At 38.4% G+C, this 22,889-nt stretch carries 17 protein-coding genes and 2 pseudogenes; 8 read left to right on the forward strand and 11 right to left on the reverse strand.

The window, feature by feature from the left end; genetic code table 11:
- A partial coding sequence (locus B0169_RS19290) for a transposase (RefSeq protein WP_459562016.1) occupies positions 1 to 674 on the forward strand: 674 nt, incomplete at its 5' end.
- A gap of 237 nt (positions 675 to 911) precedes the next feature.
- Here B0169_RS19290 and B0169_RS17265 read toward each other — a convergent pair.
- A pseudogene (locus B0169_RS17265) lies at positions 912 to 1,208 on the reverse strand (IS110 family transposase); the annotation flags it as partial.
- Positions 1,209 to 1,312: 104 nt separating this feature from the next.
- On the opposite strand from B0169_RS17265, the gene B0169_RS17270 reads away from it, so the two are divergent.
- Both B0169_RS17270 and B0169_RS17275 read left to right on the forward strand, forming a co-directional pair.
- Positions 1,313 to 1,780 (forward strand): hypothetical protein, encoded by a 468-nt coding sequence (locus tag B0169_RS17270; RefSeq protein WP_077288160.1) that lies wholly within the window; start codon positions 1,313 to 1,315, stop codon positions 1,778 to 1,780.
- A 98-nt stretch (positions 1,781 to 1,878) separates the two neighbouring features.
- Positions 1,879 to 2,289 (forward strand): hypothetical protein, encoded by a 411-nt coding sequence (locus B0169_RS17275; protein ID WP_077288161.1) that lies wholly within the window; start codon positions 1,879 to 1,881, stop codon positions 2,287 to 2,289.
- 482 nt (positions 2,290 to 2,771) lie between these two features.
- Here B0169_RS17275 and B0169_RS17280 read toward each other — a convergent pair.
- A pseudogene (locus B0169_RS17280) lies at positions 2,772 to 3,047 on the reverse strand (IS110 family transposase); the annotation flags it as partial.
- 154 nt (positions 3,048 to 3,201) lie between these two features.
- Between B0169_RS17280 and B0169_RS17285 the strand changes: the two are divergent.
- Complete coding sequence (locus B0169_RS17285) at positions 3,202 to 3,780, forward strand: GNAT family N-acetyltransferase (protein WP_077288162.1); 579 nt, start codon at positions 3,202 to 3,204, stop codon at positions 3,778 to 3,780.
- An 11-nt stretch (positions 3,781 to 3,791) separates the two neighbouring features.
- Positions 3,792 to 5,990 (forward strand): hypothetical protein, encoded by a 2,199-nt coding sequence (locus tag B0169_RS17290; protein WP_077288163.1) that lies wholly within the window; start codon positions 3,792 to 3,794, stop codon positions 5,988 to 5,990.
- A 297-nt stretch (positions 5,991 to 6,287) separates the two neighbouring features.
- Here the strand turns inward: B0169_RS17290 and radA are convergent, their stop codons facing one another.
- Positions 6,288 to 7,676 (reverse strand): DNA repair protein RadA, encoded by a 1,389-nt coding sequence (gene radA / locus B0169_RS17295; protein WP_077288164.1) that lies wholly within the window; start codon positions 7,674 to 7,676, stop codon positions 6,288 to 6,290.
- Positions 7,677 to 8,018: 342 nt separating this feature from the next.
- On the opposite strand from radA, the gene B0169_RS17300 reads away from it, so the two are divergent.
- Positions 8,019 to 10,469 carry a PilZ domain-containing protein gene (locus B0169_RS17300; RefSeq protein ID WP_077288165.1) on the forward strand — a complete coding sequence of 817 codons (2,451 nt, stop codon included), beginning with the start codon at positions 8,019 to 8,021 and terminating at the stop codon, positions 10,467 to 10,469.
- A gap of 79 nt (positions 10,470 to 10,548) precedes the next feature.
- On the opposite strand, the gene serB is transcribed toward B0169_RS17300, so the two are convergent.
- A complete protein-coding gene (serB, locus tag B0169_RS17305; protein WP_235838622.1) occupies positions 10,549 to 11,583 on the reverse strand; it encodes a phosphoserine phosphatase SerB in 1,035 nt (344 codons plus the stop codon).
- Between the two features lie 107 nt (positions 11,584 to 11,690).
- Between serB and B0169_RS17310 the strand changes: the two genes are divergently transcribed.
- Positions 11,691 to 12,293, forward strand: a complete 603-nt coding sequence (locus B0169_RS17310) for an AhpA/YtjB family protein (RefSeq protein WP_077288166.1) — start codon at positions 11,691 to 11,693, stop codon at positions 12,291 to 12,293.
- A 6-nt stretch (positions 12,294 to 12,299) separates the two neighbouring features.
- Here the strand turns inward: B0169_RS17310 and B0169_RS17315 are convergent, their stop codons facing one another.
- The 4 genes from B0169_RS17315 to prfC form a co-directional block, all read right to left on the reverse strand.
- Positions 12,300 to 13,115, reverse strand: coding sequence for a TatD family hydrolase (locus tag B0169_RS17315; protein ID WP_235838623.1), 816 nt, complete (start codon positions 13,113 to 13,115; stop codon positions 12,300 to 12,302).
- A gap of 37 nt (positions 13,116 to 13,152) precedes the next feature.
- Positions 13,153 to 14,268 carry an HDOD domain-containing protein gene (locus tag B0169_RS17320; protein ID WP_077288167.1) on the reverse strand — a complete coding sequence of 372 codons (1,116 nt, stop codon included), beginning with the start codon at positions 14,266 to 14,268 and terminating at the stop codon, positions 13,153 to 13,155.
- A 40-nt stretch (positions 14,269 to 14,308) separates the two neighbouring features.
- Entirely contained in the window at positions 14,309 to 16,048 is a 1,740-nt protein-coding gene (argS, locus tag B0169_RS17325) for an arginine--tRNA ligase (RefSeq protein WP_077288168.1), read from the reverse strand.
- Positions 16,049 to 16,178: 130 nt separating this feature from the next.
- The gene (gene prfC, locus B0169_RS17330; RefSeq protein WP_077288169.1) at positions 16,179 to 17,759 is read right to left on the reverse strand and encodes a peptide chain release factor 3; all 1,581 of its coding nucleotides are present in this window, start codon (positions 17,757 to 17,759) and stop codon (positions 16,179 to 16,181) included.
- Positions 17,760 to 18,118: 359 nt separating this feature from the next.
- Here prfC and B0169_RS17335 point away from each other — a divergent pair, with 359 nt between their 5' ends.
- Positions 18,119 to 18,304: a hypothetical protein gene (locus tag B0169_RS17335; RefSeq protein ID WP_077288170.1), complete on the forward strand. Its 186-nt coding sequence runs from the start codon at positions 18,119 to 18,121 to the stop codon at positions 18,302 to 18,304.
- A 257-nt stretch (positions 18,305 to 18,561) separates the two neighbouring features.
- Here the strand turns inward: B0169_RS17335 and B0169_RS17340 are convergent, their stop codons facing one another.
- The 3 genes from B0169_RS17340 to B0169_RS17350 all read right to left on the reverse strand — a co-directional run bounded on the left by B0169_RS17340 (position 18,562) and on the right by B0169_RS17350 (position 22,761).
- Positions 18,562 to 19,230 (reverse strand): response regulator transcription factor, encoded by a 669-nt coding sequence (locus tag B0169_RS17340; protein ID WP_077288171.1) that lies wholly within the window; start codon positions 19,228 to 19,230, stop codon positions 18,562 to 18,564.
- 115 nt (positions 19,231 to 19,345) lie between these two features.
- Entirely contained in the window at positions 19,346 to 21,628 is a 2,283-nt protein-coding gene (locus tag B0169_RS17345) for a TonB-dependent receptor (protein WP_077288172.1), read from the reverse strand.
- A 215-nt stretch (positions 21,629 to 21,843) separates the two neighbouring features.
- Positions 21,844 to 22,761 carry an extracellular catalytic domain type 1 short-chain-length polyhydroxyalkanoate depolymerase gene (locus tag B0169_RS17350; protein WP_077288218.1) on the reverse strand — a complete coding sequence of 306 codons (918 nt, stop codon included), beginning with the start codon at positions 22,759 to 22,761 and terminating at the stop codon, positions 21,844 to 21,846.
- Between the last annotated feature and the right edge of the window lie 128 nt (positions 22,762 to 22,889).

The following is a 22,889-nucleotide window of genomic DNA, read 5'->3' on the forward strand; positions in this document are numbered from 1 at the left end:
CTACGCCACTAGTGGATATGGTTAACGTAACGGCTGAAATATATCGCCAGCGCCTTATTGACGTCAGTTGGTTTATGCGTGAAATCAATGAAAAAATAGCACGTCAGGCGAATCAAGAAGACGATTGCAAAGGCCGGTTTTGGGAAGGGCGATTTAAATCCCAAGCACTGTTGGATGAAACAGCGCTAGTGGCTTGTATGGCGTATGTTGACTTAAATCCTGTTAGAGCCAATATCGCTGATACACCAGAGAGCTCAAACCACACCAGCGTTAAACTGCGTTGCGAGCAAACAAAAGCCAGTGAGAAACCCCATCACAAAGCCAGTCAAACCGACAACATCAGCAACCAACCCCACACACTATTGCCTTTTGTTGGCAACCCGAGAGAAGATATGCCCCAAGGCCTACCGTTTGACCTATCAGATTACCTGCAACTCATTGATATAACTGGGCGTAGTATCCGGGAAGACAAACATGGCTTTATCGAGCAAAGCCAACCAGAGATACTAAAACGCTTAAATATATCAGCAGCGCACTGGTTCATTATCACCACCGAATTTAGAACACAATTCCATGGTGCAGTGGGCCGAGAAGCGGCGTTAACTGACTTTTGTGAACATCAACACTTCAAACGACGACAGAATTTAAGTCATTGTAATAAGCTATTTGCGTAAAAGCGTTTAGCCTAAGCAAACTCAATAAAGCACCCCATTTTGAACAGTGTATTTGTCAATACGCTGAACCAAACATGCCTTCAGAATAAATTTTTTGGGTCATATGAGGTTTAATTGATAGAATTCATAGCGCGAGAACTTCAACAGACGATAAAAACACGATTGCATGCATTAAGGTTAAACTTTTCCTGTTTATATTGGACGTATTATTTAAAATGGGTGTCCAATTTATTTTATGGTGGCTGCTTCACAAATAGCTTCGGCGTCATTCTTTTCGTTTTGACGATAAGGAATAACAAATTTAGATGCTATGATGCGAACATCATGGCCAAGTTTCTTGAATTCCCTTACCCAGTAATGTGCTCCCGAGCATGCTTCCATGGCAATAATGCACTTTGGTAGCTTTGCTATTTCTGCTAACAGTTTGTTTCTTTTGACAGTTTTTCTTAATTTACACTTGCCATGTTGGTCAACACCATGAATACTAAAAACAAGTTTGGCTAAATCGATGCCAACGACTTTAATTAAGGACATATGGACTCTCCTTTATTGAATGTATTTAACACCTTTCAATATGGCACATAGATGCCGATTAGTAGGGGAGTCCATATCATTCGTTATACGAAAAGGAGGTTCAATTGAAATCTGCATTAATATTAATGATCGCAACGTTTCTAACTGCATGTGCGTCACAACCCAAAAAAGTTGAATATAGTTCTTCTCAGCTAATAGGAACTTGGGAGCTAAAATTTGACGGCCGTCACCCTTACTGGTTTAGCCAAATTGGTTTTACTGAAGATGGGCGTAAATGTGTTTTGTCTTATGAGTTTGACTCAAAAGGCAAAGTTGACATCACTTATTACGCAAACAGATATGCAATTGAAAATGGACATTTAATAAGTACGGTAGATTTCAGTACTACAAAGTACGTTCCAAAAGGTTACGTCATTAAAGATCGAATAGATAATATTGGCGCCAATGATTTTGAAGTATTTATGGTTGGTCCATTGATGGGAAGTACTCCCGAAATACATCAACGTTTAACAGGTGTTGCGCCCGAAGAAATTTGCAAAATTGTTGATAATTTTCGTATAACAAGCGCCTAAACTCCGACAATGTTAAGTTGTCATGGTTTTGGCAAACAACGCAAAAAGCCACGCCAACACATTGCGTGTTAGGCGGGCGTTATACGTACAGGGAAAATATGCGTAAATTTCTAGTTTCATTTGTCGTATTGATTTTGTGCATAATTAGTTTTATCGCGGGCACGGCGTTTAATTCGATAAATATAGCCAACGATTCATTTCAGAGATTTGATGACTTTACCAAAATGGCTACAGATCCCGAATTGCAAATTCGACGAGATATTGATTTGTATAAACGATCGCTCAGAGATACTAATGAAGTTTCAAAAGCATTGCGTTTTTTCATTCTTACTAAATATGATTGGGGCAATCGATGTGTGGGTGAATACTGTGATGAGCTAAATATGAATAGTCCTACATATGAAAGCAACCAAGTCATAATAGAATTTCTGAATAAATACCCTGAAGATAAGTGCAAAAATTTAGCTATAAAGCAAAGAGTTGAATGTAATTTGGAACTTGTGCCATAGTACGTATAACACATATGAGCCTTATTCCCGTCAATAGGCAATAGGGTTTTATTTAGCTGCCGTTAGGCAGCTAATTGTTCAGTCAATTCACAAGTTCATCTACTTCGCTATGTCAATTAGCCATTAAACAAGGGTTTACGGCAAACACATATAGAGGCTCTCTTATTGTGATCTCATCACTGCCTACTCTGTCTATCCATAGGTTAAGTAGGGGCACTAGACATTTATCGGTTAACCTTACGCTGGTACTATTCAAGCATGATGACTCAGTGCCTTTGGGCGCAGTTCAGTTAGTTTAAGACTCAGTTAAGGTGTAAACGCGCTTGCTCATTGCAATAATGCGCACCAATGGCGAGTCTAATCAAGCGAAGTGGCTTGGACTACTCGGCATAATAATCATCAACTTTCAGTTAACGGACGCGATGATTCATCAGATGCTCTTACTCATCCAGTTAGGTGTTCAGCTCTCGCCATTGTGTGACTTAACGGTTTAAAAACTTATCTTCATCAAAAACCTGCCTATCTCGAAGCATGAAGTAAACACAGCGACCAATTTTATGTGCCAGTGCAGATAATACTTTACCTTTACTCATGCGTTTTTGTAATTTAGCTAAATAGCGTTTAGCGTTGTCATTACCGCGAAGATAAAGCACCGCGGCTTCACTAAAAGCCCATTTCAGATAACCATTACCAATTTTATTACCGCTAGTACCATAGGTTTTCCCAGCTGACTCTGCTTTGCATTTCACTAATGAACTTTAAAGGACATCCATCCCAACTTAAAGGACATCCATCCCAACCCGCCCCAAATTGCTAAAATATAATGTGTATCTGACTCTATTTTTTATTCTCAATCAGTCGATAATAATAATTATATTAGGTATCATTTAAGAAAAATTAGAATAGAAAATCATGCAAACTAAACAACTTACAAAAGCTGTTGGCCCATTGTGGGAAAGTGCTATGGTGTTATATTGCGAAATATTTCCTGAATGGGAAAGGGAAGCAATAGCTAACATTGAAGCAGCGGTTAATAGTGGTAATTCTCGTTGTATCTTGGTACATGAGGGCAATAAAACTATAGCCATGTCTTTGACTGAAGTTTATTGGTCTAAAAGTTTTGCTATGTTAGGTTACTTGTTTGTTTCTTCTAATCACCAAGGGCAAGGGTTAGGCAAGTTATTGTGCCAAGAGTTATTTGATTTTTTTAACCAAAGTCATGATTTAAAGTGGTTGTTAGTCGAAGCAGAAGCTGGCCCCGAACGTTTCTATGAACAATTAGGCTTTTCTACCTTAGGTATTAAATACCTGTCTCCACATTATGATGATATGCAATCAACCGAAATGGCATTAATGCTATATTCTAAAGCAGAACAAAGCGCACCTACCAAAGCGCAATTATGGCACATTGTTCATCATATATTCTCTGAGAGTTATTACTTATCTTCTGATGACCCAAGGCTAGAGCAACAGCGAAATTATATTATTTAAAAGGTAGTTATATGAGTTTTGAGCAAAATATTGCGCAGCAGTCTATCTTGACAAGGTTTTTTGAGTTTATTCGTTCAGAGGATTTTGAGGCTTGTTTTCATTGGGCACAAAAGCAATTACAAGGCTATAATTCTGATGCGTTTAGTATTATTAAACAGTTAGGGGAACAGCCAAAAATATCAACAGAACAGCTTACGAATATTGAGAGTAACGAACTTTTATTAATGTTTTGTAGCTGCTATAGCTTTGCTCGGCATGAGGTTGAAGAAACCAACAGATACTACCATGCAGAAACGCTGATCCGCTCAGGTATAATGGCACTTGAATCGTTACCAAGTTCGGACATTATTGAAGCACTGAAAATGTTTGCAGGAATTCAAATTGACATCTGTTGTATTGACCGAGGTATATACACTAGCCAAGAGTATTTAATGGCGCAAGCAACAAAAAATATTGCAAACACGCTAAACGAAATAACAGCGTTAAAGGCTGAGCTTAGCCCTATTGATTGCCAATTATATGCCGAGTATTTTGCTTTAGAGTTCAGTTCATACCAATATTACAGTGAGGGTGTGGCGATAATTGCCCAGCTGTTAGAAATTCGATGGGGTGAGCCCGAAACCTTAACCTTACATATGGCTCAATTGAGGCCTAAGTTCCTTGAAGCGGTTCAAGCTTTAAGCTCGAACGGCAAATATATAATGTCGACCGATTTAGAAGCGCTGTGGCCTCCATTAACTTTTTTTAGCGAAAATAGAGCGCCAGGCACTGGGAAACTGATTGTTGAACGTGGTGCAATTACTATTTCATATTTTGCCAGCGTTAATCATATTGTTATTAGTGAACTACTGCAGTCGTTATCTAGTATTATTAACGACGCTCCAGAGTCGCATTTACTTTATCTTGAGCAATGGGCAGCAGAAACACCAGTTCGAAATATGCTCAACGATACATGGGAAGGAATTGCCCGCGAGTTTGAAAATATATATTCGTGGCAGTTACCCAGTTTAAGTACGCCATTTCGAAATAGAAACGGCACTGATAAAGCGCTATGTTTTACCGTAGAGTTGGTGTACTACCCAATGGGCATTTTTGCGTTAACGTTAAAAGCTGATCTTGACGGTGTTAGTGGCAGCGGTGTTAGACATGCGATGTCTCTTGGTACGCCTTTTGCCATGGACCAACAAATGCATTGGCATAATGAAGATATAGGTTTATTGGAAGATTTTGCCGAAAATCGATTTACTGAATTGGCCGAAGTACTTAATGGCTCCTTTAAACATGGCGACAAACCAATTAGTGATATTCTTACTTTTAATAAAACTGATAATCGCTTTGTATCAACGTTAATTGATCGTGTGGTTGAGTGCGTTGATGATAAGCATATTTCAGTTACCGCAAAGTCGCTAAAATCACATTTTGCTTACCCGCTATTTATATTACCGCAGAGAGAGCTGCGCAGTGCTGTAGATGACTGGTGTCTTAGAACACCACCGTTAGCCAGTAACAATTTGAATCAAGATTGTTTTAACCATGATGAGTTTTTTTATATTAATAAGCACGAGTGTGTTTTAGGGTTGTTACAACAACCCAATTGGGTACTAGAGCAATCAGCTGAAATGATAGATGTGGCCGCTGCTATCAATAACTTGTTTCATCTAACCAATAAGTTACTCGATAAACAACTCAGTGTTAGCCAAGCTAACTCTGTACGGAAACTTACCGATAAAAAGTTGTCTGTTAAAGTGCTTAGGGAGCAAGTTAAAAAGCTTACTATTGAAGATAACTGCTTAAAACAGTTTACTCGTGATGCGCATTGGTTGTTAGAGTTGATCAGTGCTGGCAGTATGATGACTTTTCCTGATCATACCCGCCTTATTCAGAAAGTGTTTGATCGTATGGGGTTTGAGAAATTACACATTCGTACACAAGAAACTTTAGATAAAATTCAATTTAGGCAAGATGAAATTATTGCTGAAAACGCTAAACTTTATGAAAAACTACGAACACGAAACAGCAAAAGGTTAACCGGCATCATCTCAGGCTCAATGGGGTTAATATCGGTAGGCGCGTTGAAAGATATTTTTGATATTATAAACAGTAGTAACTTAGGGGTTAAAATTAGCGGCCCTTTGCAAATTAGTATTGTTACGCTGTTTGCGATGCTGCTAATTATATTGCTACTCAATAAAAGCGGAACGGATAAGTAAATACAAACTGCTTGTCGTTATAACTCGAAACATACCGAAATATACAGCGAAATATACAGGGCACCCATCTCAAATTATCTTTTAGAAAGGGTGTCCCGCTTAAAATCCGCTTAAAATCTCATGCCTGTTGCCCCTAATACGGCTATTCTCATTTAGTTTTTCTTTATGACATAAATGCTTTTATGGGGGGGGAATACCCCATTGCTAGGCGATTGATTTTTACGCTAAAGTCAGTTGAGTAGCGCTAAATACAGAATTTTTACATTCAGTCATCACACCAATCAACTTACTTATCGACTATTTAATTAGCTCAATTAATTCATGAATGGTTTTTATTGGCGTGACTTTTGCCCCTAAACCTTCCATTGATTTGTGATAGTTACGATAGGGAATAAATATTTCACTAAAGCCATGTTGTGCAGCTTCTTTTACTCTGGGTACGCCGCTGTCGATGGGGCGCACGTCACCATTCAAACTTAGTTCGCCCATGATACAGGTGGTTCTTGGGATGACAAACTCATTCAAACTGCTTAATAGTGCGGTGACTAAGGCGAGATCAATACAGGTTTCTGATTCATCAATTTTTAAGCCACCAATAATGTTGAAAAAAGTATCGTGATAAATTTTTGTTTTAGTATGTTTACGCAAAATACCGGTTAACATTTTTATTCGGTTCATATTTAAGCCAACACAAACCCGTTGTGGAAACTCTGCTTCAGTTTCGGTGGTTAAACATTGAATTTCTAGTAATAAATTCCGATTGCCTTTTCTGATACATGTTATAGCTGAGCCCGGTGATTCTGTACTTGAACCGGATAGAAATATCTCACTGGGGTTATCAACACTGAGCATGCCGCGTTCGCACATTTTAAAAATACCGACCGTGTCTATGTCGCCAAAACGGTTTTTATTGGCACGTAATGTTCTTATTTGACCGTCGTTGGTATCAATATGGAGAAGGGCATCAACAATATGCACTAAGGTTTGCGGCCCGGCAATTTCATTGTTTTTATTTACATGGGCAATTAAAAACATGGTGACGTTATTTTGTTTACAGTATTGAGTTAATGCTTGAGCGGCACTTTTTACTTGAGATGGTGAGCCTGGGCTACCATTGGCATTATCAGTTACAACAGCTTGGATAGAGTCAATCACGGCAAATTTAATTTTATTTTGTTCTAACTCTTCAATAATAGCTTCCACACTGGTTTCGGATAATAAATATAGTTCTTCAGGATTATAATCTAGCTTTAAACGCTGCACACGATTTTTAAACTGAGAAAGTGATTCCTCAGCTGTACAATATAAAGATGGTGTAAGCTTTGACATTCGGGCAACTAAGTCTGACAACAAGGTGGTTTTTCCTGCACCAGGATCTCCTGAGATAATATTGACAGAGCCTGTAGTCACGCCACCACATAATACTCGATCAAGCTCCCCAATGCCGGTGAGTTGTTTTTCAGCTTCAGTGGTTTCAACGTCATTGATTTTCTTCGAGCCACCACCCGTGCCGCCAGCATAACCTCCTGTCGTTATTCTGCTCTTGCTTGGACTCTTACTCTGATTTGCCGGAATCTTCATTTCTGCTAAGGTATTCCATGCGCCACAACGACATTGTCCTTGCCAACGAGGGTAATTCATACCGCAATCAGTACAAACGAATTCTAATTTTGCTAACTTTGCCATTGGGCTACCTACTTTCTAAATTTAAATTTTTCAGCCCATTACGCATATTACGCGGGATGAAATTATGACAAAATACTGGCGCAATAAATGAAGGTGTCGCCGTTTGTCAGAGAGATGAATGTTCTGCTATGATTTTTATATTCATATTCAAAGCTTTAGTTAAATGAATCTTACTGTTCAGTTTTGCTTTTGTTATGACTATTTAACAGGTATAGTTTTTGCATTGCATAGCTAATGTTTACTCATAAATGTTATTGTGGTGTTAATTGGCTTTTAAGCCATTTATACTTAACTTTATATACGATGAGTAGTTTTCTTTATTGTAAAGATATTGACGCGTAAATGAATAAAGATTTTTCAAAATATCAAAAAATTATTGACGAGTTCAGTGGCCAAGTCTTAACAAGTGACTTTGAAGCTAGGTTTAATGCTGCCACGAAAAAAATTCCGAAAACTGAACGCTTTCTCCTTAAAATGGAATTAAAGCGCTTAGCTGCACCATGCACCCGCCTAATTGATTTACGTGGCCATGTTGACGGTGAATGTAAAGCATTTGATCATGAAGATAGAACTCATTATTTAGATGACGTTGCTAGTCGAGTATTTACTGAGGCTTTTACCCGTTATAATGGTTATACTTTTGGTGTTTATGAAGCCACAATGAACACCGAAAATAACTTTCGTGTTATCTATCAAAAAGAAAAACAAAAAGCCAGTTTAACTCCCCAAGTTGACTCTGCAAAAACACTTGAAAAATCTCAATCTCCAGCCAAGTTTTATAGTTTTGGCCCTTATTATGATCGCAGTGAAGAGCGGATGAATTTTGCCGTTGCTATCCAAGTATCATTGGGTAATGGAGTCAGTTTTGAATGTACTAGTTCAGATATCAGTGTTAATGGCTGTAAGTTTAGAGTTAGCGGCTTTAAACCAGTTAAAGTAGGTATGCAGCTTACGTTACGTTTTCGTGGCTTAGAAGACGAATTTCAGTTTGGTGCTGATACTAACTTTATCTACGAAGTAAAAAATATCACTACATTGGACAACATGCAGTTAGTTGGGGTCCAAAGAGTTGTTGAGACCAAAGCGCGTCCTGATGGTTTTACGCAGTTTCTTGTTGGTTTTATTCAAGGCAATAAACGCCGTTATAAAATAAATTTAGATAATACTATTAGCGCTTTGCAGTCTCGTAGCTACGAGCAATATATATTACCTAAGTCTAATGAGCTTCCTGTTTTTATTGAAAAAAACAATGAACTCTTAACGCCAAAATACGCCTTAACTTGTAATAATAATCAAGGCCTTTACCAGTATTGGCAAGATGAAAAGCGTTATTCAACCTTGTATTGTTTGATTACCCCCGAGCGAATTGAGCGACTTAAAAAGCTAGCTGTATCAGGCAAGACGTTACTGGTTTTTAGTTTTATTCATAAAAGCCAAGGAAAATCTTACTTCTATACGGCAGATGAATTTCAGTTAGCTGAAGATACAGATTTTATGCCATATTATCTGGGATTTGCGGCAGCTAAAGAGAGTTTTTCAGTTATTCAGTTGTCTTTGCTAGATGTATTTCCTCGCCGTGCTGAATCATTTTTAACCCTATCAAATACTATTGCTAAACAAAATGAGTATTTGAATACGCCAGTATCTGACGAAGTTAAAGCCTTACTTGATAAAACCCCCTATATTGTTGTTGCTAGTGAAATAACAGATAGTGAAAGCATACAAGCATACCAGTCGCTGTCTTATGAAGGTATCAACACAGTTAAACTAAAAAACTTTGGTCATAAACGACTGAGTAAACCCTTCAGTGTTGACGAAGTTGGGATAAATTATAAAAATCAACGTCAGGAACTGCGTTTTACTTATAAAACGCCAGCGCACGTTAAAATTGAAAATGTAATGTGGCAAGGGGTATCACATGATTTTTCTAAATCAGGCTTAAAGGTTGAATTAGAAAAGTCGACTGTTTTAAGTAAAGGTGACATTGTTTATGTTAGCTTCCCAGCATTACAAAAAATTACCTCAGCATTCGATTTATCTGGTTTACCCTATGAGGTTATGCGTTTAAATTCAGCAAAAACTGTTGTTAATTTAAGGGTGTATGTTGAGAAGCATCAACATATCGGGCGTAAGTTCTTTAAGGCTTTAATTGATAAAAACCGTGATAAATTAACACCAGATGAATATGCTATGTCTAGCCCTGGTTTAGCAAAGGCTTTACGAAATATCTATAGTGCTAGCTCAGCGATATCGTCGATTATCGTGCAAGCTAGTGGTAGCCGTTATAAAGCAGAAGTGATTGCCGGCGGAGACCCAGACAGCAAGTTGATGTCAGCAATGAAGCAACTTAGTGATCTTGATGGTTATTACAATCTATATCCAGTTTTTGCTCATGCTGATGTTATGGCAAAATTGAGTGCTCAGTTAAAGAAAATGCAAAGTACTGACGGGGCTAGCTCTGAATTAATTTATATGGCGATTAATAACAAGGTTGAGCAAGTGGAAAAAGCAGTAACTATTAAGCTTGCTTCCGACTTTGCCAATGAAAAAGTGAAACAGTTCTTTATTCACCAAGCTTTGAAAAAAGGTCAGTTTTTCTGTGTTTTGATGAAGCTATCTCGTGCTGCGGAACCTGATATGGCGCACTTGCATCCGGAACTTAGTTATATCAGCTCATATGCCATTCATCGCGGTAAGCAAATCGAACAAGATATTTTCAGTGTTGCCGGTATCGGACAGATTTTTGATATAACCCAAGAAGTCCTTTTTCGCTATCAACTGATGCGTAACTGAACTTAAATGGCTAACGGTATTGATTGTTAGCCAATCTTGATAACAGTTACTTCAGCTTTATTTTTACTTCAGCGCTATCTTACTTTAGCCAATGTAATAAACAATCAAGACCTGAAGTGGTAATGCAAGCATCGGCTTGTGCTAATACTACAGGTTTGGCATGAAATGCCACCCCTAGGTGTGCTGCTGCCATCATCACTAAGTCATTTGCACCATCACCCATAGCTACTGTTTGAGTATCTGCAATATTAAAATCTACTTGTAATTGTTTCAAGCATTCAGCTTTCGCTGTGGCATCAATAACTGGGCCGACTACTTTGCCAGTTAAGTGGTGGTTATCAATTTCAAGCACATTGGCTACAGCAGCATCAAGGGCTAACATTTTTTGTAAATGATCAGCGAAATAGGTAAACCCGCCTGAAGCAATAGCAATGCGCCAGTGATGCTTTTTTAATTCACTAACTAAGGTTTCTAACCCTTCCATTAAGGGAATGTTTTTCGCTACTTGCGCTAATATATCCTCAGAAGCCTTGTTTAATTTAGCGACGCGTTGATGTAAGCTTTCACTAAAGTCAAGCAGGCCTTGCATAGCCAGTTCAGTAACTGCTGCGACTTCTTCACCGACACCCGCCAGTGCTGCTATTTCGTCGATACACTCAATTTTTATTGTTGTTGAATCCATGTCCATCAACAAAAGGCCGGGTTGTGCTAATGTTGGCGCATTAGTGAGTAATGCTGATTCGACTTGCTTAGCAAGATTGAATTTTGCTAATTGCTCTCGGGCCAGCTTTATATCTTCTACTTGTACTGAAAATCGATAACTTATGGCATTATTACGTTGATTGATTTTCTGTAGAGATAGCAGGGTAAGTTGGCACTCATGTAGTAAACCGGCAAATATATCAAGTGTCATATCACCAAAAACTACAAGTTCTAGCTGCTTTGCACATGCTGATGTTGCTGGTACCGCTTGATATTCAGTGCTAGTGAATGCTAATTGGTTTTTATCAAAGGTCAAAGGAACTTCATTTGACGTTGTGTCGACAGGCAACCATTGGGTTAAATTTAAATGTTGGATACTTGCTAGGGAAACTGATTTTTTTTCGATTGTCACAATAATGCCTTATTTGAAAAATATGTTTTAAAACAACTGTCCTAGCATAAAAAGTGTAAATGTGGTTCTATAGTGTAGTTATAGAAATGTAGGAAACAATACGTTTTATGAAGCAACTAGAACAGCCTTTATACCCTAAATTATCACCGATTTATAATAAAATATTGCAATTAGCTATCGCTATTTTGTTACTTGTACTGTTGATGAACTTTTGGGTTGATAGTCGTGATGCACAGCAAGCACAGATCCAAGCACATGCACATAAAGTTGGTCAAATTTACTTGGCACAAGCTGCAGCGAGCGCTATACCTTATTTGTCAGCAGAGCAAAATAAGCTTCAAGACTTTACTGATACTTTGGTAAAGCAAGCTTTGGTAAAAAGTGTTCATGTTTATGATAAAACAGGCCAACGAATTGCGAGCTCAGCGCAAGCAGAGTCTATTAATGACTTGTTTGGTATCAGCATTAATAAAATTAACCAAGCTGATGAGCTGCTACCTTTTGTACAAGAATTACGTACAGAGCAATTGAGTGGTTATATTCGGTTATCGCTTCATCGTTCGATCTTAGCAGATGAATTGGCTGAAAATAGCCGTTCACAATACGATATTATGCGTTTACTGTTAATTGTCGCAGGGTTCATTGGTTTTCTGTTAACTCGGGGATTAAATCGCTTTAGTCGCCAAGGCTATAGACCACCAATAGCGTAGGTTTTATTACACGGCGGCTGATTGGGCAGGTAAAATGGCATTAACATTATCTTCTAACGTATGGGCAATTTCTGCCGCAGATTCAGTGCGAATACTTACTAAGGTTTGAAAAACTTTTATCAATTGTAAGGGGGAATTATCTTGGCCTTGAAAACCGTATAAAGGCATCGCAGGGGCATCTGTCTCAAGTACTAAGCTCGTTAGCGGTAGTCGCTTAATTGCCTTGATGGTTTTTTCTGCTCTAGGGTAGGTAATGGTACCTCCGATCCCTAGTTTATATCCTAAATCAATATATTGAACTGCCTGCTGGTAACTGCCAGAAAAAGCATGAATAATACCACCTTTAGATAATTTTTTTTGTCGTAACATCGGCACAATATGCTGATGTGAGCGGCGATGATGGACAATAATAGGTAAGTTATAGTGTTTAGCTAGCGATAATTGTTGTTCAAATAGACTTTTTTGTAGTGATAAATTCTGCTGTTCTTTATCAATAACACCATCGATACCTGCTTCACCTATAGCGACAATGTTATTTAACTGTTGTTGCACTAACTGCGCTAAAGTATCAAAACTGTTTTTGGCTAAATTATTGAGAAACCATGGGTGTATACCTAAAGATGGCTGTATTTTTAATGAATCAGTGCTGTGGTTCTTGGCCAGGGTTAGGACTTTATGCCAGTTTTCAGGCCCTATGCTAGGTATTACAATACGGTTAATTTGCGCTTGTTGGCATAGTTTTAGGAGTTGAGGAAGCTGAGTGCTCAGTGCGTTAAAATCAAGATGACAATGGCTGTCGGTAAAGCGCAACATATTTGTCATCTTAACTCCGATAATGTCTTTGTAATGTTATAACTCGCTAAGCGAGCTTTTCAGCCCGCTGCGTTAGGGCATCAATAACACCGGTTAACTTATAATGGTTGATAAATTCAGCCTCTGGCGTTTGCTTGTTGATAAGCACATTAGCAAGATAAACAGCTTGTGCAATACCAAAGCTTTTTTGGCGTAGCTTTTCAGGACTGTGGTGTAAAACAATGGCCTCAATAATATCGTATGAAAACCCCCACATATGTAATAAATAACCTCCTACATGACAATGATCAGTGGCAAATATTTTATTTTCTAGAGCAAGGTTGTCGTCATTATTTATACGATGGGTAAAGAATAACGCTGTTAATTTTTCATTTACTTCAAATAGTACAACTTTGCCAATATCGTGAAGTAAGCCTGCGATCATAGCGTCCTGTTTTAATTCGGCTTTAACCATTGATGCCGCTAATTTTGCCGTAGCTAAACAATGCAGCTGTTCATCGAGTATGGAAAAATCTTTGATCTTAGGATTATAAGCAAATAATTCAGCCGTCATCACGATACAGCATAAAGTATCCATACCCATTTTTGTAATAGCATCACTAATATTCATCATAGGTTTGCCATTTGTGGCAAAAGTGTTGTTTGAAAATTGTAATACTTTTGCCGTTAGTGCAGGGTCTTGTTGGATAATTTGGGCTATTTTATGAGAGTCAGTGTTTCGCTCTTTTAAAATGGCATTAAGCTGCATATAGACTTTGGGAGGGCTTGGTAATATTTTGATATTAGCAATAGTTTTGACAATAATATCTTTGGTGATGGCTTGATTATTATTGGATAGCTGGGTAATTGTGCTGACAATAACACGACACGCTAAAGGCTGGGCAAAACAGTAATGGGCAATGCTATGTGTTTGTTGCTCAGTATTATCGATCAAGATACGCACGATAGCAGGGAACTTTTTTGACACCATTTCAAGTATTGTATCACCATTGCTGTTATCAACCATTCCTGCGCATATAGCCACATTAAACTGGTGTTGTGAAAGAGCTGAAACCGCAGCATTTAAGCCTGTGACATGAGCGAATTTTGTTCGAGACTTAGTTAGCGCTTGCTTAAGCGCTAACAGTTGACCGTCGACATTATCAATTAATAATACTTTCATTTACAACATATTGCCCTTGAGATATTTTTATCAGCAGAAGTTACATACGTTCCATAACGTCTATACCTAAGATATCTAGACCTTGTTTAAGAGTGCTTGCAATAATGTAGCTTAGCGCTAAGCGTGATTGCTTAACCTCTGGTGTAATCTCATCTTTTAAAATAGGGCAGGCTTCGTAAAAGCTCATATACAAGCTAGCAAGCTCATATAAGTAATTACACAATAAGTTAGGTGTGCATTCGCTGATAACCGCGTCGATTACGTTTTCTAATTGTAATAATTTTAATGCTAATGCCTTTTCTTGTGGTTCAACAATACTAATGCTTTGCATGTCTGTGCTTGTAGAAAAATCTGCTTTAGCAAAGATACTTTGAATACGAGAATAAGCATATTGTAAGTAAGGAGCCGTTGCGCCTTCAAAACTCAACATGGTTTTCCAGTTGAAAATATAATCACTGGTACGATTTTTTGATAAATCGGCAAACTTAACTGCGCCTATGCCTACTTTATGTGAAATCTCAGCTAAATCAGCTTCGGCAATATCTGGATTTTTTTCTTTGATCAATGCTGCTGCACGCACCACGGCTTCATCAAGTAATTCGGCAAGTTTAATTGTACCACCAGTACGCGTTTTAAATGGTTTGCCATCGTCGCCCATCATCATGCCAAATGGACAGTGATCATAACCGACATGCTCAGGTAAAAAGCCAGCTTTACGAGCAACAATTTCCACTTGTTTAAAATGTAGGGCTTGGCGGGCATCGGTAAAGATAATAATGCGATCGGCTTTTAATTCACCGCTACGGTAACGACATGCTGATAAGTCGGTGGTTGCGTATAAATAACCGCCGCCAGATTTTTGTACAATAAAGACCGAAGGTTCACCGTCTTTATTGGCCATTTCGTTAATAAAAACAACTTTTGCGCCTTGATCTTCTACAGCAATTTTTTGTGCCATTAATTCATCAATAACGTTTGATAAGTCATCGTTGTAAGCACTTTCACCCATGATGTCATCACGTGTTAGTGTGACATTAAGTTTTTTGTAAATGTCTTCACTGTGAGCAATTGAAATGTCGATAAACTGTTGCCAAAGTACGGCACATTGCGCTTCACCACTTTGTAGTTTTACCACATAGTCGCGGGCACGATCAGCAAAGCCTTCTTCGTTATCAAAACGAATTTTAGCTTCACGGTAAAAGTTTTCTAAATCAGCCAGCGCAGTTTCAGCGACTTCATTTGACGCTAATTTATCGCTTAAGTGTGCTAATAGCATACCAAACTGTGTACCCCAATCACCCATGTGATTTTGACGAATAACATGTTCGCCACGAAACTCAAGAGCACGGACAACCGCGTCGCCAATAATGGTTGAGCGTAAATGACCAACATGCATTTCTTTTGCGAGGTTAGGCGCAGAGTAATCGACAACAACATTTTGTGGTGCTGCTGATTGGTTAACGCCAAGGTGCTGGTCGTTTGATATCAGATTTAACTGTGTTGCTAGCCAGTTTTTATCTAAATGAATATTAATAAACCCAGGGCCAGCTAATTCAACTTTTTCAGCGATGCCGCTTAAGTCTAGTGCTTCAACAACTTTAGTTGCCAGTTCACGTGGGTTAGTTTTTAATTTCTTAGCCGCACCCATAACACCGTTTGCTTGGTAATCACCAAAATTTGCTCGGTTTGATAAACTTATCGCTGGGTTTGTTCCTTCAGGCAAACCTGCTGCAACCATAGCAGCGCTAACTTTCTCACTTAGGATGTTACTAATATTCATGTAAATTAACTCTTAATTGGATTATCGACCTAAGCCTACATTGAGGCTTAGGCATATAAACGCCGCATAAAATACTGCGCTTATCTATAAGTTACTTGATTGACTTTTAGTTGTCATCAAAGGCTATTGATTAATGCTCACGAGTTTTGTGGAACTCGATATCTGGGTGACGTTCTTGCGCTAGGCTTAAATTCACCATAGTAGGTGCAATGTAGGTTAAGTTATCGCCACCATCAAGTGCCAAGTTGTCATAAGCCTTCTTCTGAAATTGCTCTAACGTGCGCTCATCATCACAGGTACACCAACGAGCTGTTGCAACGCTGATCGGCTCATAAATAGCATCAACATTGTATTCGGTTTTTAAACGTTGCACGACTACTTCAAACTGCAGCACACCGACAGCACCAACGATCATATCGTTTGAGTTGAAAGGTCTAAATACTTGTACCGCACCTTCTTCAGATAGTTGAATAAGGCCCTTTTGTAATTGCTTGGCTTTAAGTGGATCACGTAAGCGAATGCGACGGAACATTTCTGGGGCAAAATTTGGAATACCGCTAAATTTCATATTCTCGCCGGCAGTGAAAGTATCACCGATTTGAATGCTTCCGTGGTTATGTAAACCAATAATATCACCGGCATAAGCTTGTTCAACGTTAGAACGATCACCGGCCATAAAGGTGACGGCATCAGCAATTTTAACGTCTTTGCCAATACGTACTTGTTTCATTTTCATACCTTTTTCATACTTGCCAGAGCAAATACGCATGAAAGCAATACGGTCACGGTGTTTTGGATCCATGTTAGCTTGGATCTTAAATACAAAGCCTGAGAACTTTTCTTCTTCAGCATTAACAACACGAGTATCCGTTTCACGCGGAAGCGGCTTCGGCGCCCAACGGGTTAAACCGTCAAGCATATGATCAACACCAAAGTTTCCTAAGGCGGTACCAAAAAATACCGGAGTTAATTCACCTTTTAAAAACTCATCATGGTTGAACTCATGTGAGGCACCGACAACAAGTTCTAACTCTTCGCGTAAGTCTTCGGCATAATTACCAATAGCTGTGTCTAGTTCAGGGTTGTCGATACCTTTTATGATACGTTTTTCCTGAATAGTGTGGCCTTGGCCCGTTTGGTATAAAAAGACTTCATCGGTTAAAATATTATAAACACCTTTAAACTCTTTCCCCATGCCGATTGGCCAAGTAATAGGCGCACATTTAATTTTCAGTACGTCTTCAACTTCATCCATGACTTCCATTGGGTCACGAACATCACGGTCCATTTTATTCATGAATGTGATGATAGGTGTATCACGTAAACGAGTAACTTCCATTAATTTAATGGTACGAGCTTCTACACCTTTGGCAACGTCAATAACCATTAAACAAGAATCGACGGCGGTCAGTGTACGGTAAGTATCTTCTGAGAAGTCTTCATGGCCGGGAGTATCAAGTAAATTTACTAAACAATCATTGTAGGGAAACTGCATCACCGAGGTGGTAATTGAAATACCACGGTCTTTTTCCATTTCCATCCAGTCAGATTTTGCATGTTGCCCAGATTTTTTACCTTTAACGGTACCGGCCTTTTGTAACGCTTGACCGAAAAGTAATACTTTTTCAGTGATCGTCGTTTTACCCGCATCGGGGTGACTAATAATAGCGAAGGTGCGTCGTAAGTCGACTTCCTGCTGTTGTACAGACATGCAAATTACCTGTTTAAAGTGGATGAAAAATTAGCTTAAATTTAAGCGCGCAACATTATAGCGAAAACGAGTGCGAAGGGCAGTAACAATATCTAGCAAACTGACTTTATTTTTCAATTAATTATTGCGTTATTTAAAATTTTACCAATGGTTCGCTATAAAATAGCGTATTTTTGGAGGAATTGATGGTTAATTAGAGTAAAAACCTATGTTTAACTTGTCAGTTTACTGTCAATGTTTGGCTTTTGTATTTGGCTCTTTAGTTGAGGATTGTTATTTCGGGTAAGTATTTATTTACAGCGTCACTTAGTCATATATTTTATCTGTTAATGCAAATTACATTTTAATAGGTTATCAATATGGCTAAAAAGTACTTTATTCTTGCGCTACTTTTATTAATGGCATTGGGGTCATATCAAAATGCTTTTTCTCAAGGTATAGTGATTTTTATTGTCTTAGGGCTGATTTTTGACATGACTTTTTGGTTTAGCATAACAGGAAAAAAGAAAGTTATTTGTGAGCATAAAGTTACTGGAGAACGTTAAACGCTTTTATCGTTTGATTACTGCTACATTAGCGCGATATTTATATACATTTGCATCAAGCTTGATAGCGATAAATAGATTAATATTATCGCTAAGTTATCGCTAAGTTATTTAGATGACGGCTGCTGCTAATCTCGTACATGTTCTGCTAACTGTTTTACTTCATTTCACCGATTACATGATTCGTTAATTTATTTTGCTATAACCTGTAACGCATATTGCTTATTTATCTCGCGATTCAAATCTCCTGACAAGTTTTAACTAACGTTTAGATGTTGTGTTGGAGTTAGCATGAGTTGCTGATAGGCAAGGCCGGCCAATGTGCGATTATTCACTTCTAATTTTAATAATATCGCTGATACATGCTTTTTCACTGTGGTTTCTTTAATATCGAGATCATAAGCAATTTGCTTGTTTAACTGACCATCAGCAATTTGGGTCAACACTATATATTGCTGAGGCGTAAGTTGACTTAATTGTTTTGCGAGTTTTTGATGGGCAATATCTATTTGTTGATCAGCATTAAAGTCAATATGTTCAGGTAACCATATGCCGCCAGCTAAAACGGTATCAATGGCTTGGGCTATTGTGGTTAAATCCGCTGATTTTGGAATAAAGGCGGCGGCACCAAAGTTAATGGCTTTTTGCATTGTTTCTGAGTTGTCGTCTGATGACACCATAATAACAACAATATCAGGAAAGTGATTTTGTAGTTGGGTTAAGCCAGTAAAACCATCATTACCTGGCATATGTAAGTCGAGAAAAACAAGCTCTAAGCTACTGTTATTGGTGACCTCTTTAAGTAAGTCATGAAAATTATCAACTTCTAAGGTTTCGTCATCATCAATGCATTCGACAATCGCTTGTTTTAAGGCGGTGCGAAATAATGGGTGATCATCGGCGATAATTACTTTTGCTGTTGACATTGAAAGCTCCCGTATAGTCTTGAAATGCTAGTCGGCTAGTCGATGAAAAAGAGCTGAATAATTCAGCTCTTTATTTTCGCTATTAACTCAGTTGTTAAAACAATAACATAAGCAGTTAAAATTGGTATCCAACAGTCAAAGATACTGTTCTAGGGTCGCCGTAATAACCAATGAGGGTATTATCACCGCCTAACCCTGGTGCATAACCGCCATCTTCAAGTGGAGCGACGAATTGATAACCGCCAACCATGTACTCTTCATCGGTTAAGTTTTTAACATGTACACCGGCATTCCAATTACCGTCATCGCTGTACCAAACCACACTCATATTAGCTAAGCCGTAACCATCTTGTGTTAATAAACTATCTTCTTCGAATAAAACATAATCATCTCGATAGTAATAACTGGCATTAATAATAAAATCACCCACTGTTGATTCGATAGTGTAATTTACCCCCAAATTAAAGGTGTAGTCAGGTGTATTTGAAATTGAGAATCTATCTGATTTATCAAACTCTACTCCAGTAACCGGATCAGTATCGATAACATCTTTAAATTCAGAATCAATAAAACCAAAGCTAGCTGATAACATTAAGTCATCAGTGGCTAGATAAGTAAATTCAGCTTCGATACCGGTTGCATCAGAGCTACCAATATTACCTAAGCGTTGATTTAAAACACTGGCATCTTCACTTGGTAATACCGAAATGTATTGGCGGTCTTTATGATCAAGTGAGAATAGTGTGATATTGGCACGTAAGCGGTTTTCGAACCATTCACTCTTCATACCTATTTCAAATGAATCAACATCTTCAGGGTTTGCTGCTGGCTCTGCAGCGGTAGCTCGAGGGTTAAAGGTACCTGATTTAAAGCCTTGGGCAAAGCTGGTAAAAAACATCAAATCGCTATTTGCTTGGTATTCAACGCCAATACGTGGAGTAAACTTAGACCAGTCTTTTTCATCATCAAGTACAACAGGGACTAATTCGCCTTCTGGTCGAATATAGCCATCGATCCAACCTGATTCAGGATAAACAGTGTCAAAGATCAAGCCATTGCGAACTAAGGCTGATTTTTCATCTTTTGTGTATCGAGCACCAGCAGTAACCGACCATTTTTCGGAGAGGTCGTAACTGATTTGTGCATACAGTGCAGTACTTTTTGAGTTGCTACAGCCGCTAACTTCACGGGTTAAGCCCGGTGTACCAAAAGCTGTTTTCCCAAGCTCTTCTAAAATAGCTTCAAATTGTCCGCAAGATTCACCGTCATAGTAATATAAGCCTGAGACAAATTTGTAGTTGTCGCCACTGTTGTTTACTTGAATTTCATGTGTTTTTTGTTTGTCGTCATAAATTGCCGGAACATCAAAAATTCTTAAAGAAGTATTATCAAAATCGATATTGGTTGGTGAGTAACTGTCACGTGATGAAAAAACATACTTGAGGCTTGTAGTATCACTCACATCCCATTTAGCGGTAAAGCTAATACCTTCTAGTTCTACTTCATTCCACGTTGGTAAACTGGTGTAAGAATCATAAAAATCATCAGGTACAGGGGCATCAGTTAATATACTTGGTAGTAAACGATAGCCCCCTTTAGCGTTTGAATCGTCAGTTGTTTTGTCCCAATCGAAACTGAAAAGTAAATCATCGCTTGCATGATACTCAAGGCTAATACGACTTGCCATCAGATCTTTATTGTAATTCTCTTTATCTTGATTGGGTAAGTCAGAGGTGAGGAACTCACCGTAGCCATCGCGTTGCATACTGGCGAAACCAAAACCGACATAAAGTTTGTCAGCTATGATCGGATATTGACCGGTTAATTTTATATCTTTTTGATTGTACTGACCTACGGTGCCTTGAATTTTAAACTCAGCATCACCGGACATTTCCTTCGTGACATACTTTATTGCACCCCCAATGGTGTTTTTTCCGTAAAGAGTACCTTGCGGTCCGCGTAGTACTTCAACGCGTTCAATATCGAGAAGGTCAAGCACTGCGCCTTGTGGGCGAGCAATGTAAACATCATCAATATAAATACCAACACCTGCTTCGTAACCCCAAAGTGGGTCTTGTTGACCTACACCACGAATAAAGGCCGTAATTGTTGAGTTAGTACCACGACTACGTTGCAGCGTAGTGTTAGGAGAAAACTGTTGAACTTCAGTGATGGTTTCAATGCCTCTTTCTGCTAATTCGTCGGCACTGAGAGAAGTCATGGTGACAGGCACTTCTTGTAAACTCTCAACAGATTTACGTGCGGTAACTTCAATGCGCTCTAATGTTGGATCATCTTTAAGTGCTTGATTAACTTCTGCGGCCATAATACTTTGACTGCTTAGAATCGCTGAAATAGTTATGGCTAAATAACTCAACTTTGTGGTGTATTGTTTCATAATTTTCCCCGTATCTTATGTCTAATAAATCGCTAATTTATGCACTTTATTGTTTTTTATTGGTGTGGATAAAACTCTATAGTAAATTTGCTATAAGATAATTTGTACTATAGTAGTATGTCGACATTGTTTTTATTTAAGTTATTGTAAAACTTGTTTTATATTCTAGTTTTGCTCGTAACTATTTACTGTTTTTTTACTTTTATTAAGCGTTTTTATATTTTCCAGCTGTTGAGTAAATATAAAATTGTACTCACTGGTGTTTTAATGACAAATGGTGCCTCGCTACCACCATTGCTGAGTGCTGGCGCAACAGCAATACCATGATCCATGTTTTCTATTTCGACGAGTTCGACCAGCACTTTTTTATCTTTTCCTTGCCATTGGGTGATTGTATAACCTGAATGTTTAGTCACTGTTGGCTTGGGTGATTGATTGAGTTGTGCCCAATGCTTAGCAAGATATTGGGCATTTTTTGGGTTAACCACAGTATCTTGATTGCCGGTCCATACTGACAGAGTTGGCCAGTTAGCTTCTGTGTTGTTTATCTTTTTGACTAATGTCGTTAATTCCTCAGGTTCTTGCGAAGGGCCACTGCGCATACAGGCAATGGCGGTAATTAGATTATTGGCGCAAGGGTAGGGAATACCGGCAACTATGGCACCAGCGGTAAAAACCTCGGGATAATTTACCAGCATTGAACTCGCCATTGCCCCGCCGGCTGAAAGACCTATGATGTAGATATTATTAAAATTTTTCTCGGCATTTACCGCTGCGATCATGTTTTTAATTGATAGGCTTTCACCTTGATCTTTTTCAATGTCTTGTTTGGAAAACCAATTAAAACAGGCCTTAATATTGTTGTTTTCGCTTTGTTGTGGGATCAGTAAGGAGAACTGTTTTTGTTTTGCTAGTGCAAGTAAACCGCTCTGTTGCGCTAGCTCTTCTCCTTGTTGAACACAGCCATGTAATAACACAACTAGGTTGTTATTATGATTTTCACCCTTGAAGTAACTTGCTGTTAGTTCACCTGGATTATTACCAAAATTGGTTAATGGCGAGAAAGCAGCTAGGCTGTTAGCACTCAAAAAAGAGCTGAAAATGAGAGTCAAAGCAATTAAATGTTTATGCATAGTAATTTCCATGAGTAAAAAGCTAATAAATGCAGTTGTTGATACTAAACAGCATGTCGTATAGTGATAATTTATTGAATGGTACTTTAGGTCCACAGTGCTGATTAACTTATTATTTTGCTGGCTAA

Origin of the sequence: Cognaticolwellia aestuarii (assembly GCF_002000025.1) — a bacterium.
Lineage (GTDB): Bacteria > Pseudomonadota > Gammaproteobacteria > Enterobacterales > Alteromonadaceae > Cognaticolwellia > Cognaticolwellia aestuarii.